Source organism: Pelotomaculum sp. FP (assembly GCF_004369245.1).
Classification (GTDB): Bacteria; Bacillota; Desulfotomaculia; order Desulfotomaculales; family Pelotomaculaceae; genus Pelotomaculum_C; species Pelotomaculum_C schinkii.
Genome location: NZ_QFGB01000040.1, coordinates 25,046 through 38,899, shown reverse-complemented (window position 1 = coordinate 38,899; position 13,854 = coordinate 25,046). Strand labels below are relative to the sequence as shown.

The 13,854-nt window shown below is 46.2% G+C and carries 16 protein-coding genes and 1 pseudogene; 7 read left to right on the top strand and 10 right to left on the bottom strand.

The window, feature by feature from the left end; all coding sequences use genetic code 11:
• The 3 genes from Psfp_RS14655 to Psfp_RS14645 all read right to left on the bottom strand — a co-directional run.
• Positions 1–227, bottom strand: a 227-nt coding sequence (locus Psfp_RS14655) for an FAD-dependent oxidoreductase (RefSeq protein ID WP_134219288.1), incomplete at its 3' end; no start/stop codon positions are given.
• A 173-nt stretch (positions 228–400) separates the two neighbouring features.
• Positions 401–1,090, bottom strand: coding sequence for a zinc dependent phospholipase C family protein (locus tag Psfp_RS14650; RefSeq protein ID WP_134219287.1), 690 nt, complete (start codon positions 1,088–1,090; stop codon positions 401–403).
• Between the two features lie 44 nt (positions 1,091–1,134).
• Entirely contained in the window at positions 1,135–1,557 is a 423-nt protein-coding gene (locus Psfp_RS14645) for a phosphonate C-P lyase system protein PhnG (RefSeq protein WP_134219286.1), read from the bottom strand.
• A 323-nt stretch (positions 1,558–1,880) separates the two neighbouring features.
• On the opposite strand from Psfp_RS14645, the gene Psfp_RS14640 reads away from it, so the two are divergent.
• The 6 genes and pseudogenes from Psfp_RS14640 to Psfp_RS14615 all read left to right on the top strand — a co-directional run.
• Complete coding sequence (locus tag Psfp_RS14640) at positions 1,881–3,194, top strand: PhoH family protein (RefSeq protein WP_134219285.1); 1,314 nt, start codon at positions 1,881–1,883, stop codon at positions 3,192–3,194.
• Between the two features lie 295 nt (positions 3,195–3,489).
• Positions 3,490–4,191, top strand: a complete 702-nt coding sequence (locus Psfp_RS14635) for a response regulator transcription factor (protein ID WP_282434349.1) — start codon at positions 3,490–3,492, stop codon at positions 4,189–4,191.
• Between the two features lie 69 nt (positions 4,192–4,260).
• Positions 4,261–5,160 (top strand): phosphate ABC transporter substrate-binding protein, encoded by a 900-nt coding sequence (locus Psfp_RS14630; RefSeq protein WP_134219283.1) that lies wholly within the window; start codon positions 4,261–4,263, stop codon positions 5,158–5,160.
• A gap of 78 nt (positions 5,161–5,238) precedes the next feature.
• A complete protein-coding gene (gene pstC, locus Psfp_RS14625; protein ID WP_134219282.1) occupies positions 5,239–6,126 on the top strand; it encodes a phosphate ABC transporter permease subunit PstC in 888 nt (295 codons plus the stop codon).
• Entirely contained in the window at positions 6,123–7,007 is an 885-nt protein-coding gene (gene pstA, locus Psfp_RS14620; protein WP_134219281.1) for a phosphate ABC transporter permease PstA, read from the top strand. The genes pstC and pstA overlap by 4 nt, the downstream gene beginning before the upstream one ends.
• A 34-nt stretch (positions 7,008–7,041) precedes the next feature.
• Positions 7,042–7,377 (top strand): annotated as a pseudogene (locus tag Psfp_RS14615) (Fe-Mn family superoxide dismutase); the annotation flags it as partial.
• 346 nt (positions 7,378–7,723) lie between these two features.
• Here Psfp_RS14615 and Psfp_RS22300 read toward each other — a convergent pair.
• Positions 7,724–7,885: a hypothetical protein gene (locus tag Psfp_RS22300; protein ID WP_243120674.1), complete on the bottom strand. Its 162-nt coding sequence runs from the start codon at positions 7,883–7,885 to the stop codon at positions 7,724–7,726.
• Between Psfp_RS22300 and Psfp_RS22295 the strand changes: the two genes are divergently transcribed.
• A complete protein-coding gene (locus Psfp_RS22295; protein WP_243120673.1) occupies positions 7,875–8,033 on the top strand; it encodes a hypothetical protein in 159 nt (52 codons plus the stop codon). The two genes, Psfp_RS22300 and Psfp_RS22295, sit on opposite strands and share 11 nt — an antisense overlap.
• 334 nt (positions 8,034–8,367) lie before the next feature.
• Here Psfp_RS22295 and Psfp_RS14605 read toward each other — a convergent pair whose 3' ends face one another.
• The 6 genes from Psfp_RS14605 to Psfp_RS14580 are packed head-to-tail and all read right to left on the bottom strand — an operon-like array spanning position 8,368 to position 13,805.
• Complete coding sequence (locus Psfp_RS14605; RefSeq protein WP_205079586.1) at positions 8,368–9,036, bottom strand: ABC transporter ATP-binding protein; 669 nt, start codon at positions 9,034–9,036, stop codon at positions 8,368–8,370.
• Between the two features lie 17 nt (positions 9,037–9,053).
• Entirely contained in the window at positions 9,054–10,250 is a 1,197-nt protein-coding gene (locus Psfp_RS14600) for an FtsX-like permease family protein (protein ID WP_243120678.1), read from the bottom strand.
• Between the two features lie 20 nt (positions 10,251–10,270).
• Positions 10,271–11,410 carry an acyltransferase gene (locus Psfp_RS14595; RefSeq protein ID WP_192895445.1) on the bottom strand — a complete coding sequence of 380 codons (1,140 nt, stop codon included), beginning with the start codon at positions 11,408–11,410 and terminating at the stop codon, positions 10,271–10,273.
• 22 nt (positions 11,411–11,432) lie between these two features.
• Entirely contained in the window at positions 11,433–11,699 is a 267-nt protein-coding gene (locus tag Psfp_RS14590; protein WP_153189540.1) for a hypothetical protein, read from the bottom strand.
• 6 nt (positions 11,700–11,705) lie between these two features.
• Positions 11,706–12,386, bottom strand: a complete 681-nt coding sequence (locus tag Psfp_RS14585; protein WP_134219275.1) for a type I phosphomannose isomerase catalytic subunit — start codon at positions 12,384–12,386, stop codon at positions 11,706–11,708.
• A gap of 36 nt (positions 12,387–12,422) precedes the next feature.
• Complete coding sequence (locus Psfp_RS14580) at positions 12,423–13,805, bottom strand: phosphomannomutase/phosphoglucomutase (RefSeq protein WP_134219274.1); 1,383 nt, start codon at positions 13,803–13,805, stop codon at positions 12,423–12,425.
• Positions 13,806–13,854: the final 49 nt, after the last annotated feature.

Genomic DNA, 13,854 nt, shown 5'->3' with positions numbered 1-13,854 from the left:
ATCTTATCAAACACTCCGATGTCCTTCATTGCCTTGAATACCGATGCCGAGGCTTCAAAGGCAAGAGTGCCGCTCTCAAAATAATAACCCTTCCTGTAAAATCCGGCGGTATAGCCGCCAGGCATGCTGTGGGCTTCAAATATGGTTACTTTATGTCCCTTCTTTGCAAGAAGGTTGCCGGCAATCAGGCCGCCGATTCCAGAACCGATTATGATTACATTTTTCATTTCCCAAGCCCCTTTAATTTACTTCTGACCATCAAAATAATATTATTGCATATAAAGTAATTTTATATTCTTGATTCACTTAACTAAATCTTTATAATTGATTTCTGAATTACCGCCAATATATTCATTCACTCTGGAATCGCATATATTTCTATTCCAGTGCTATTTATATACTAAATCTGATCGTAAAAATACTTTAAAAAGCCAGCCGTTGTTTGCTGCGCACGTGGCAACAAAATCTTTGCAGCATGGTGACTACAGTCCGGTGATTGGCCGATCAATAAAGGAAAGTATTTTTTGGACAACCTGGCATTATCAGCCACCCACTCTTCCGTTTTGTCAGATATAGCATAAACCCCATCGCTTTCCACCTTATAATTATCCTTTCTTATTTCCACCCAGTCCTCAAATTCCTGATGACCGTCAAAGAACTTGCAAGCAGCATGATGCGGCACGCAGAGGTCTTGCACCAGGTGTAAGGCCGCTCCGAGGAAAAACATGGCCAGGTTATGCTTCTTGCTTCGCCACATTGCAAGAGACCTGTTAAAGAATACCGAACATTTTTCTGCCGCGCTGGGCAATAGCCACATGCCGGTCCCGCTATCCGGATCATAATAGTGGTAGACGCTCTTAAGCCCTTTGTCAACCCAAATCAATCCACCATCCAATTGTCTGGAGAACATATTGAATAATTGAGCTTCCTTCTTGAACCCATCGTTTAATAAGATCTTCCTTCCCTGTTCGTTATGAAAGACATGCGTGCTGCTGGCGCCTCTAACTATTTGAAGTGGGATAGGCGTCTGGCAGAAATAATTTGCAGTGGATGAAACAAACCGGCTGAACATCGTTGTAATGTTTAACATTGTCAACACCTTTTAATTGAACTTCACCAAGACCCATGCTTAAGTTACCCTTCCAGCACGGTAAAATTGACCCGGGTACCGGATAGCCAGGAATTATCATGACGCTGCCGTTTCTTTAAAGCTTTAGCCTGGTTTTGTAAAGCTTCACGGATTATCGGAGCCATATTATGATTAGCCTCCATAGCCGCTTCCAGAACGGCAAAGCATAAAGCCTTTAACGGCTGGTTCCCCAGGGTAAAACCGTAACCCAAAACTCCATCCAGTTCCACCGTTGCTTCAGTAATCAGTACTTTACCAGGATGGAATGGCGCTTGTTCAACTGAACCGACAGCGCTCATCATGATCAGATTGGCTTGTGGGTTCCTGATAGCTTTCACATCAACCTGTCCCAAAACAAAAGCTGCCAATGCTTCAAACACTGTAAAGTCTCCCTCGGCAAAAACCCGGCAACGTGTTGCCAAATCCATCAAATATCACTTCCTAAATAATTCGCTCTGATTTTCGAGCCTATGAATGGTTACCGTTATCAAATAACCATTAAAACAGCAGTAAATAATTCCCCGTGCAACCCGGCAACTTTGTTGCCAAATATATTATGATATGAATTTGTAAAGTTCTTATCCTTTGCAGGTAAAAAATAGGTTATAGTTTGGAGAATATCTGTTAATTGATTTCAATAATCATTCAATAAAACAAATAATTTTTTGTTAAAGTTACATTGTGTTAACATTTATTTCTCTTTAATATAACATTTCCATGATAATATTTTGTAAAAAAGGGGGGGCTATTTTTGACAACAAGGGTCCTGGATACCAATGTTTTACTAGACCGTCCCATAGAAGAAATAATCCACTCTTTTCCTCCATGTATGATCATCCTACCCCTGGCAGTGATCCACGAATTGGACGGTTTTAAAGGGCTGGACGATCAACGGGGCATGTATGCGCGCAGTGCCATTAGATTTCTTGACGGGTTGCGCCCTAAACTTCATCAGGGTGTTCAACTTAAAACAGGCCACTTCATCAAGGTGGAAGTAAACCACACAGACGTTCAGCTTCCCGAGTATTTATCCAGGAATAGAGTAGACTACCGAATTCTTGCCGTCAGTAAAGGCCTTATGGAGAACGGGCCTCTGGAGTTGATAACCCAGGATATATGTGCCAGAATTATTGCCGATGTGCTGGAGATACCCGCTGAGAATTACATTGTTGAAAATGTCGAATTGGGGAAATTATACTCTGGTTGGCGTGAAATTGAAGTATCAGCTCAGGAGATTCAGGAATTTTACCAGTATGATTTTTTCCATATCGAATGCCCCCTATTGGCCAACCAGTATGTCAGGATGGTAGACAAGACAGGGGGAATTCATTACGGACGTTTTTGCGCCTCAAGAAAAACCATTGTTCCCTTGATTCACGATTTACAGGCTTTTGGGATCAGCCCGGCTGAGGGAAACATGGAACAGCATTTTTTAATGGATGCATTGCTCAACCCGGAGATCAAGTTGGTTAGCATACTTGGTCCCGCAGGTACGGGAAAAACCCTGCTGGCGCTGGCCGCTGGAATGCACCAGGTGATCAACCGGGGTAAATACAGCAAACTGATTGTATCCCGGGCACTTATTCCCCACAGCCGTGATATTGGGGCATTGCCCGGCAGTAAAGAAGAAAAGATCTCGCCCTGGATGGGCGCGATCTTTGACAACCTGGAATTTATATTACGAAACTTCGCTGGTAATAAGTACGATAAAAAAGTCACTCCCACTGAGATGGTTGATAGATTTATGGAAGAAGGGTACATCGAACTGGAAGCCCTGGCCTACATCCGTGGGCGTTCAATACCAGGGCAGTGGGTTGTTATTGATGAAGCCCAGAACCTTACCAAAGAAAATATTAAAACAATAATAACAAGAGCCGGGAAAGGTACGAAAATAGTGGTAACCGGTGACATCCAACAGATAGATAACTGCCGGCTGACTGCTACAAGTAACGGCTTTGTTACTTTAATTGAATCCTTTAAGGGACAGGAGCTTTTTACCCATATAACTTTAGACAAGACCGAAAGAAGTTCTCTTGCCGCTCTGGGAGTTAAGCTTCTTGCATAACGGTAATGTTAAACAGTTGAAGGGCCCGACATTCATCGTAGATGTCCGCTGAGCTCAAAATTAAATCCCTCTTGTATGATATGACCAGCCGATGAACTTCCAGGTGGTCATATTTTTTATGTATTAAAGTAATTGACCTTTGGGACACAAGCCATGAATCAATGGTTCGAAGAACTGCCTTGGAGCGGCAGTACAAGTTTAACATGAAATTAATGTATTTATAATGAACAGTTAATCGAAGGTAATATTCTTTTAACTCAACTGCTTTAAAGTATTGGTTGAGGTGGTGATGGAGCTGCCGCTAATCCTGGTTGTAGACGACGAAACCAACATTCTTGAACTTTTAAAGTTCAATCTGGCTAAAAACGGCTACCAGGTGGTCGGCCTGACCAATGGCCTAGATGCCATTAAGTTCATGGAAAAAGACAAGCCGGACCTCATCATTCTTGATATCATGCTGCCTCACATGGACGGTTACGAGGTCCTGCGCATCCTCAGGGCCGACCCTGAAACCATCGGTATACCCATAATAATGCTGAGCGCCAAAGACGAAGAAATCGACAAGGTCCTGGGGTTGGAGCTCGGTGCGGATGATTACGTCACCAAGCCGTTTTCACCCCGTGAGATGGTGGCCAGGGTAAAGTCGAACCTCCGCCGGAAGGCCACAGCGTCCCAGAAAATTGAGCAAAACAATGAGATTCAGGTAAAACGGCTGATAATCAAACCGGAAAAGTATGAAGCAAGTATGGATGGAAAAAAACTTGACCTGACCCCCAAAGAATTCGAGCTTTTGCACCTGCTGGCGTTAAACCCCGGTCGCGTTTTTACCAGGGATATCCTGCTGGAGAGAATCTGGGGCTACGATCACTCCAGAGAAACACGCACAGTTGACGTTCACATCCGGTACCTGCGCCAAAAGCTTGAACAGGACCCGGCAAACCCTGAGTATATTGAAACGGTACGGGGAGTAGGCTACCGTTTTCATGATACAAGCTAAATATGTGGCACTTTAAGCCACTTAAAATATAAACAATAGAATAGAATAGAATCTTAGGAGGAACTGCATATGCACAACAAGTTAAAGGGACTGGTAGTTGTAATTCTGTGTCTGGGAGTAGTTCTGGCCCTGGCCGGTTGCGGCGGTAGCGGCGACAACAGCGCCAAACCGGCTGCTGAGAGTAAATTGTCCGGCAACATTACGTCGGTTGGTTCAACTGCCATGCAGCCACTGGCGGAACAGGCCGCCACTCAATTTATGGCTAAAAACCCGGACGTAAAAATCGTGGTACAAGGCGGCGGCAGCGGTACCGGCCTCACTCAGGTATCACAAGGCGCGGCTCAAATCGGCAACTCCGACATCTTTGCTGAAGAAAAAAGCGGAATCGATGCGTCACAACTGGTTGACCATCAAATATGTGTTGTGGGCATGGCGGCGGTCATAAACCCGTCCGTAAATATCGACAACCTTACCAGCCAACAACTGGTGGACATCTTTACAGGCAAAACCACCAACTGGAAAGACGTGGGAGGAGCCGACCAAAAAATAGTACTGGTGAACCGCCCGAAGGCCTCCGGAACAAGGGCCACTTTCAAAAAATACGCGCTGGGCGGGGCCGAAGAGGCTGCCGGTATTGAAGAAGACGCTTCCGGCACAGTCCGCAAAATTGTTAAAGATACTCCCGGAGCCATCGGCTACCTGGCGCTGTCCTACCTTGACGGCAGTGTTAAGGCCGTGAGCATTGACGGCGTCGCGCCAAGCAAGGAAAACATCACCACGGGAAAATATCCGGTGTGGGCTTATATGCACAGTTATACCAAGGGCAAGCCGGACGGGGCAGTGGAAGCCTTCTTAAGTTACCTGATGACCGACGAGGTCCAAAAGACCATCGTCCCCCAGCTCGGCTATATACCGGAAACAGATATGAAAATAACCAGGGACAGCGCCGGCAACATCAAGAACAAGTAATATAGAAAACAACACTATAAGCCTGGCGAGCCGGCCCAATCCGGCCCGCCTCCTCAACATTACAGGAGCTTCAGATTTATGAAAATAAACAGTGATATGCTGGGTAAAGTTTTGACCATGGGCGCGGCGCTGCTGGCCATTGTTTCTACCATTGTAATTATCATTTTCATATCCACCAAAGGGCTGTCTACCTTTATTAACACCGGGATCAGTGTCAAAGAATTCCTTTTCTCCACCACCTGGTTTCCCGACCGTGCGGTGGAAGACGGCGGCCCTCAGGTCGGGGTGCTGGCTTTCCTACTTGGCTCCATTATCGTCTCCCTGCTGGCAGTTTTGGTAAGCGCCCCCTTAAGTATCGCCTGCGCGGTCTTTATTCAGGAAATTGCTCCCTTTTGGGGGCAGCGGTTGCTGCAACCGGCAATTGAAATTCTGGCCGGCATCCCTTCCGTCGTATACGGCTATATCGGCTTAAGCCTCCTGGTGCCTTTTATCCGCAACAACATAGGCGGCCTCGGCTTCAGTGTTCTGGCTGGTTTCCTGGTGCTGTCGGTAATGATCCTGCCGACTATCGTCAGCGTCTCCACCGACACCTTGAGAGCCCTGCCCCAGGAATGGAAAGAAGCGTCTTACGCCCTGGGCTCCACCCGCTGGCAAGCCATCCGCCTGGTGCTGCTCCCGGCAGCCCGCTCCGGCTTGGTTACCGGGATAGTCCTGGGGCTGGCTCGCGCCTTCGGCGAAGCCCTGGCCGTCCAGATGGTTATCGGCAATACCAGAAAAATTCCGTCTTCGATTCTGGATCCCGTAATCACACTCACCAGCGCCATCACTATGGACATGGGCAACACCCCCATGGGCTCCCTTTGGAATAACGCACTGTGGACAATGGGACTGCTGCTGCTCTTAATTTCCTGCTGTTTTATCCTGATTGTCAGATTTGTAGGGCGAAGAGGAGGAATCACTTCATGAGCGCACGCCTGGCTGATAAGGTTGCCACAATTGCATTCTGGGCATGCGCCCTGATGGTGATCGTAATATTGGGGTCAATGATCGGGTACATTCTGTACCACGGTGGAAAATCAATCGACTGGGACTTCTTAACTAAACCACCCCAGGTCATCCAGGCTGGGGGCGGCATCGGCCCGCAGATTTTCAACTCCTTTTACCTGCTGGTACTTTCGATGTTGTTCACCATTCCCATTGGCCTCCTGGGCGGGGTTTACCTGGCTGAATATGCCCGCAACAGCCGGCTGACCGAAATCATCCGTCTCTGCATTGAGACGCTCAACTCGCTGCCTTCTATTGTCGTAGGACTTTTTGGGCTCCTTGTTTTTGTCAATATGACCGGTTGGGGTTATTCTCTTATGTCCGGCGCGCTGGCCCTGACCGTAATTAACCTGCCGCTCATGGTCCGTTTCACTGAGGAAGCCGTACAGGGCGTGCCGGACAGCTTGCGGGAAGCCAGTGTGGCCTTGGGTGCCAACCGCTGGCAAACCATTGTTAAAGTCGTGCTGCCCTGTGCTTTTCCCGGTCTGGTCAGCGGCACCATAATTACCTCCGGACGGGTGTTTGGCGAGGCTGCGGCGCTTCTATTCACTGCCGGCATGTCCAGCCCGGCCCTTGACTTCAGCCAGTGGAACATATTCAACTCCAGTTCGCCTCTGAATCCTTTCCGCCCGGCTGAGACCCTGGCCGTTCACATCTGGAAAGTGAATACCGAGGGACTTATTCCAGACCTGCGCAGGGTAGCTGACGGGTCCGCAGCAGTGCTGATCCTGATCGTGCTGGGCTTTAACCTGGCTGCCCGCTGGCTGGGACGCAAAATTTACCGGCACATGACAGCAACCTAAACTACACGCGAAAACCTTAATACAGAAATAGTCTCTAATCAATGGCGCCTTTGGAGGCTTTTCCCTTTTTAAAGAGCAATTTACCAATGCTGCAACAGACATAGAGGCTTCTGGCTGGGCAATTTTAGTCTGGCAGCCTGCCTGGAACCGGCTTGAAATACTGACTGCTGAAAAACATCAAAATATGACCCAATGGGGCGGTATTCCCGTACTGGTGTTAGATGTATGGGAACACGCCTATTACGTGGATTACCAGTACCGGCGTCCCGATTACGTCAAAGCCTGGTGGAGCATCGTAAACTGGCACCAACTGGAAAGGAGACTTCTGTTCGCAAATCAGGGACAATTACCGTTAACTCTTTCAACATAGTGACGGGCCGTTGGCAGATGAAAACTTAGACTGGTCTGGTCCCCAGGCAAGGTTAATGTGATTTATTATAATGTCAATCAAAAGGCGCTATAAAATTGTTCCTTTTTTTCACCAACCTGTTTCAATCCAGACGTTTCCAATTTCAACTCTTTTTCGCTGTCTCAACCTCAATATTGCTACCATCCGTTTCTATTTACTCCACCTGTACTGCTCTACCTCGTGCTTATATCATCCTTGAAAATAAAAAATATATACGTACAAGCTTCCATAGTAATAAGCCCGGCTGTCGTATAACAGCCGGGCCTTCACCATTGCCGCAACTTGAAACCATATAATTCTTCCGCTGTTAGAGGACATTCAAAATTTTGACGACTACGATGGACACAAAAACCATCAACAGTGGTATGATACCAACATTCAAGACCCTATCCAGCGCACCAGGCAGGATAAGTTCCGGAGCGGATGAATTCACCGCGGCCACCCCCGCCAGCTCCTTTGTGATAAGCATTGCGATCAAAGTTATCGTGGCAATCACGCCAACCCCGGACACTAAGGATGTGGCTGTGGTAGCCGTGCTCGCGGCAGCCGTTGTTACGGTGCTTACTGTGGAAATCATGGTTTATCCCCCCCTTTATGTAGCATATCGTTCACCCTGATTCCTTTGATTGCTGGAACAAGAAAACCTTATTGTTTTATTAACTTATATCTCACCTCCTTAAATAATGTTCACTAATTGTTCAGTCAATAAATTAGGTAAAAATAATGTATGTTAAATAAGTTTTTTCTTGTTATTTAATAAATCATTTTTTATCAACTTCTTTAAAGTGACGGAACGCAAAAGGTTCATCTACCAACTAACATAACATTTATAAAATTACTGTCTATAATTTATGTGTAAAAGTAATAAAATCATGTCTATTTCTTGCAAAACCATGTCTGAATATGCAACCCAGCGGTCCGCCAAAGATAACGGCCTACCCCCTGGGGCTACTAGTTTATCCGCCCATCTATCATCCTGATATTCCTGCCGCAATCTTTCGCCACCTGCTGGTCGTGAGTAGCCACCAGCACTGTTTTCCCCCGTTGGTTCAACTTCTTCAACAAGTCCATAATTCCCGCCCCGGTAAACGAGTCCAAATTGCCCGTGGGCTCGTCCGCCAAGATCACTTCCGGCTCCAGCAGAAGCGCCCGGGCAATGGCCACCCGCTGCTGCTCGCCTCCGGAAAGCATGCCCGGGCGCCGGTCTTCTTTGCCAGCCAGACCCACCAGCTCCAGTAGCTCCAGCGCGTGCCGCCTGTAACCTTTTCCCAAAGGTAAGGCAGGTGTAAGGACGTTCTTCAGGACGCTCAAAGTGGGAATCAGGTGATAGGACTGAAAGATAAAGCCGATTTTTTTCCGGCGAAAGCTGCAAAGGGACGCCTCACTTTTTAAGGCGAACCTTTTCCCCTCAAACAAAATATCGCCGGTTGTAGGACTGTCCAGGGCTCCCAAAAGGTTCAGCAGAGTAGTTTTACTGCACCCGGACGGACCGGTCAGCGCCACAAGTTCCCCCCTCCTGATTTCCAGGTTTTTAACGTCCAGCGCTTTTACCGCAAGATTACCTTTTCCGTAAACCTTGGTTAAGTTTTTAACAGCAATCAAAACATCAGGCCCAACCAAAGCAAAACCTCCATGACTTAAACTTCCCTGAGAATCTTTGCCGGCACCACGCTATTCGCGCGCCAGGCCGGGTAAATTCCTCCCGCCACCCCGATCAGGATGCCGGCCAGGAATACGCTGGCTGTAACCTGCCAGGAGAGAACGGCGATATCCGCTGCAATTAAATCCCTGGCCACGGCAAGTCCCGCGTAGCCCAAAGCCACTCCAAGGGCGGCGCCGAACAGACTCAGAGCCAGAGACTCCACCAGTACCATGAAGATGATATTGGCCGGAGTCCACCCCAGAGCCTTCAGAATGCCGAACTCACGCATCCGGTTGACTACGGATAAAAGCATCACCACCATGATGGACAGTCCCCCAGCCACTACGGCCACCAGGGAAACGGCCATCAGAAACTTGCCCAGGATGTCAAGTATATTTTTAACCGGATTTAAGACCTCTCCGGGCACCACCACCTGCAGTTCCGGTTTTTTTCCAGATAGCTCTTGTTGAATGGCCTTGGCGGTGGACTCCACATTGTCCACCCCGTCCACCGCAACATTGATGGCGGAAACACTTCCCTCCGGTATCTTGCCTATCTCCCGGGCCAGTTTTTCAGAACCGCTGAAGGCCCCGTCCAAAACCTCGTTGCCGGTCTGGTAGACACCCACAACTTTTAAATTCAGCTCCTTGGCCCGGCTCCCCTCCATGATCATAAAGGGGTAAGAGTTCCCGATCGCAAAGGAGGAATTTAATAAACTCATATATTCCTGCAGGCTTTTTCCAATGATAATTTCCTCTTTATTACCTGGGGAGGTTCCCTCAATAATTTTGTTATAAGGATTGTTGTCCAGATCATGAATTTCTTCCGTGCCATAGCCAAATAAGGGCATGACGTAGTTCATATTTTGGGGCCGCATAACTACCGAAACCTGGGAATAGACCTTTTCCACATGGGGTATGTTTCTGATGGTATCAATAAAAGAAGAAGGTATAGGTCGAGTGCCCATACCTAAATACAACCCGCCAAAGAGCGCGTCCCTGCCGGAAATCGTGATCCGGTTGGAAAGCTCACTAAAAGTACCTTCAACCCGGTGATCCATTCCCGCGGCGAGGGAAAAAAGGACTGTCATGAGCGCGGTGCCAAAAGCCACCCCCAGCACCGCCAGGGCCGCCACCGCTTTTTTACGAAAGGCGTTTTGAATGGAAAAAAATAGTAAAGACAAACCCCTCATCCTCATTTTAATAACATTTACTATTTCTTTATCACTTCAATAGTGACAATATCACTCAATTTAGGTACTTTCAGCACTCCAATTGCTCTGTCGTTTTTACCAACAAACAAATATCCATATGGGATTAGATTAACAAGCTCTGATATCGCATAGCTTATAACTACAGTTATTACGAGAACAACCAAAACGGCCTCACTACTTAAATTAAACCACTTGTTTTGTTTAACAATATCGTCAATGCCTCTAAGTATAAGCGGGTGAATTAGGTAGATCCCGAATGAGTTTTTCCCTAATCTGTCGAGAATCAAATCAACAACCCGGTTCTTAACCTGCGGGGTGATGTAAATTATCAGGGCAATAATAAGCAGAGTGTATATTCTATTGTCAAAAGTTATGGTTTGCGGTACGTCCTTGAAGGATGTTTTCAGATGGTAGACGCTGTAATAGAAAAATACTATTTTATACAACAATACCACACCTAAAAGGCCAACAATTGCATTAATGTGTTTATTAATAAATGTCTTTACTTCGTCGTAGTGCTCGCCAATATAGCAACCGACTGCAAAAAGGAAAATAAAATACCTAAACTGGAATAATTTCAGGGCTTCCGGGGTCAACGCAGTATTAAACCTTATTTGTGCATAGTGCTGGAATAGCAATAATAAGACAAGCCACCACGGAGATTTAAACTTCTTCGCGATCAATCTGAAAAGAGGGAATAGGAGATAAAGGCTAAAAAGCAGTGGGATATAATACATGTGATAGTATGCTCCTCCACTTAACAATGCAATGCCTAATTGGTCAAACGGAAGATTTATTTTCCCACTCCCTTCCACAGTTATCAGGTTGTTTAATTTTAAATACACCAATGTCCAGATAGCAAACGGGATTATTATATACCAAATACGTGTCCCAATAAATTTGAAGTAATTAAAGGATTTATCTTTATATTTCAGGCAAAGAACTAATCCTGAAATGCAAACAAATGCTGATACTGCAAACGCCGTTACCTGGTGGTATATATAATATGTACTCATGGGGTGCTTTAAGGTTATCTCATTTCCATACCGAATTATAAGACCTGAAGTCCCGATGTGAATCATAATTACCGCGATAATAGAAATTGCCCGTATATAATCAAATTCTTTCAGCCTGGTCAATGGAATCCCTTCTTTGCGTAAATCAATATTTATTAACATAGCTTACTATTGCTTCAATATTACCTTTAATTTGATACTTACCCATATTGGCCGGAATCATAATACTAGAGCCCATTGTCAACGTAATCGAACCATCTTCGTAAAGAAGCTCTCCCATCCCATTAACGATACAAATCAACAAAAATACATCTAATGAAATTAAATCACATAAATCTTTTATTTCCCATTTTTCCACAGTAAAGTACTTACTAGATATTAAAATTGTTTTATAACCAATCTCACTAGCCATAAGATTTTAATTAGAAGTAGCTGATTCAAATTTAATTACATTTAAAGCATGTCCAAAGTGCAAATCCCTTTTCTTACCATCCAACCCCACTCTATTATAATCATATATTCTGTATGTAATATCAGAATTCTGCTGCACTTCAAGTAGTACGATTCCTTTCCCAAGTGCATGAACAGTACCACTGGGAATAAAGAAAAAGTCTCCGGGCTTTACAGGAACTCGGACTAATAACTCGTTCCACTTATCCTCGTTAGATAATTTAATAAATTCTTTTTTGTTTTTGGCTTTATGTCCAAATACAATCTCAGCACCGGGTTCGGACTCTATAATATACCAGCATTCAGTTTTACCTGATTCACCATCTTCATTCCTGATTGCATATTCATCATCAGGGTGAACTTGTACAGATAATTCATCATTTGAATCTAACAACTTGACTAATAGTGGAAAGTTCCTTACATGTGAACCACTAAACCATTCCGGACAAATCTGCAATAAATCACTCAATGTTTTTCCTGTAAATTTCCCATTTGCGATAACACTTTTACCATTGGGATGGTCTGAAGCTACCCAGGCTTCACCTATATTTCCTTCCAAACTAGTACAATTCAGTATCTTTTTTAATTTTGTTCCGCCCCAAATTCGTTCTTTGAATGAAGGCCTAAATACAAGAGGGTATGGTTTCATATTTTCGACCTCTTACTTTGTAATTTCAAATGAATCTTAATATTCCCACTCGAAGTCTTCCACTTCCGGAAACTCTTTCAGGGCTTCTTTCATAATGGAGCAAATACGCTGGACTCCTTCTTCAGTTTTTGCCTCACAGCGGGCCACCAGCACGGGCTGGGTGTTAGAAGCCCGCACCAGGCCCCACCCGTCGCCAAAGAGCACCCTTGCCCCGTCCACATCAATAACAGGATATTCCCGCTTAAAACGTTCAGCCAGCCCGTTGACCACCTTGAATTTATTCCGGTCCGGGCAAGTAACCCTGGTTTCAGCAGTAGAGTAATACTTCGGTAAACTCAAGAGCATCTTTGAAAGCGGCACATCGGAATTGGATAGGATCCGTAAAAGGCGGCCGGCCGCGTAAAAGGCGTCGTCAAAACCGTAAAACTCGTCTGCAAAAAAGATGTGCCCGGACATCTCCCCGGTGAAGACCGCCCCTACTTCCTTCATCTTGGCTTTAATCAAGGAGTGACCCGTCTTGTAGAAGAAAGGCTTTCCACCGAGGCGCTCCACCTCGTCCACCAGTGCCTGGGAACACTTCACTTCGATGATGGCCTCGGCTCCGGGATGCTTTGGCATGATTTCCGACCAGTAAAGACACATCAGCATATCTCCCCAGATGATATTCCCAGTCTCGTCCACCACCCCAATACGGTCTGCATCGCCGTCAAAGGCTACGCCAAGCTCCGCCCTGTCTTCCAGCACCGCTTTTCTCAATTCCATCAGATTGGCCGTCTTTACCGGGTCCGGGTGGTGGTTCGGGAAGGAGCCGTCGGATTCACAATACAGTGGTATCACATCACAGCCCCAGTTCTTTAATATCTTTTCAGCAAACAAAGCAGCGGTACCGTTGCCGCAGTCTACAGCCACCTTTAACTTTCGTGGACCAAGCTGAATTTTTTCTATCAACATATTTAGGTACGGAGAGATCACTTTTACTATTTCAAGGCTTCCGGAACCGTTCCGCAACTCCCCGGCCAGCATTAATTCTTTGAGCTTCTGAATATCATCTCCGTAGATGGTCCCGGCGCCCAGGGCCATCTTAAATCCGTTTTCATCCGGCGGATTGTGGCTGCCGGTAATCATTACCGCAGCGTCAATACCGAAGTAGATCCTGGCGTAGTAAAGTACCGGCGTGACCACCAGGCCAATATCCATGACATCACAACCCGCGTACATCAGCCCCTTCACCAGGGCGTCCCGCAGGCGCTCGGAACTGAGGCGGTTGTCCCTCCCCACCAGTACTTTACTTGAGCCCTTTTGTATCGCTACAGTTCCAAAAGCTTTACCCAAGAGTGTTACAGCCTCATCCGTAAGGTCCCGTTCAGCTACCCCCCGGATGTCATACTGGCGAAAAATATGCTCATTAACAGTTACCATGTTAAAATGCCTCCTTAAAGCTAAATAGGAAAGGGGACGCGCCTCTCTT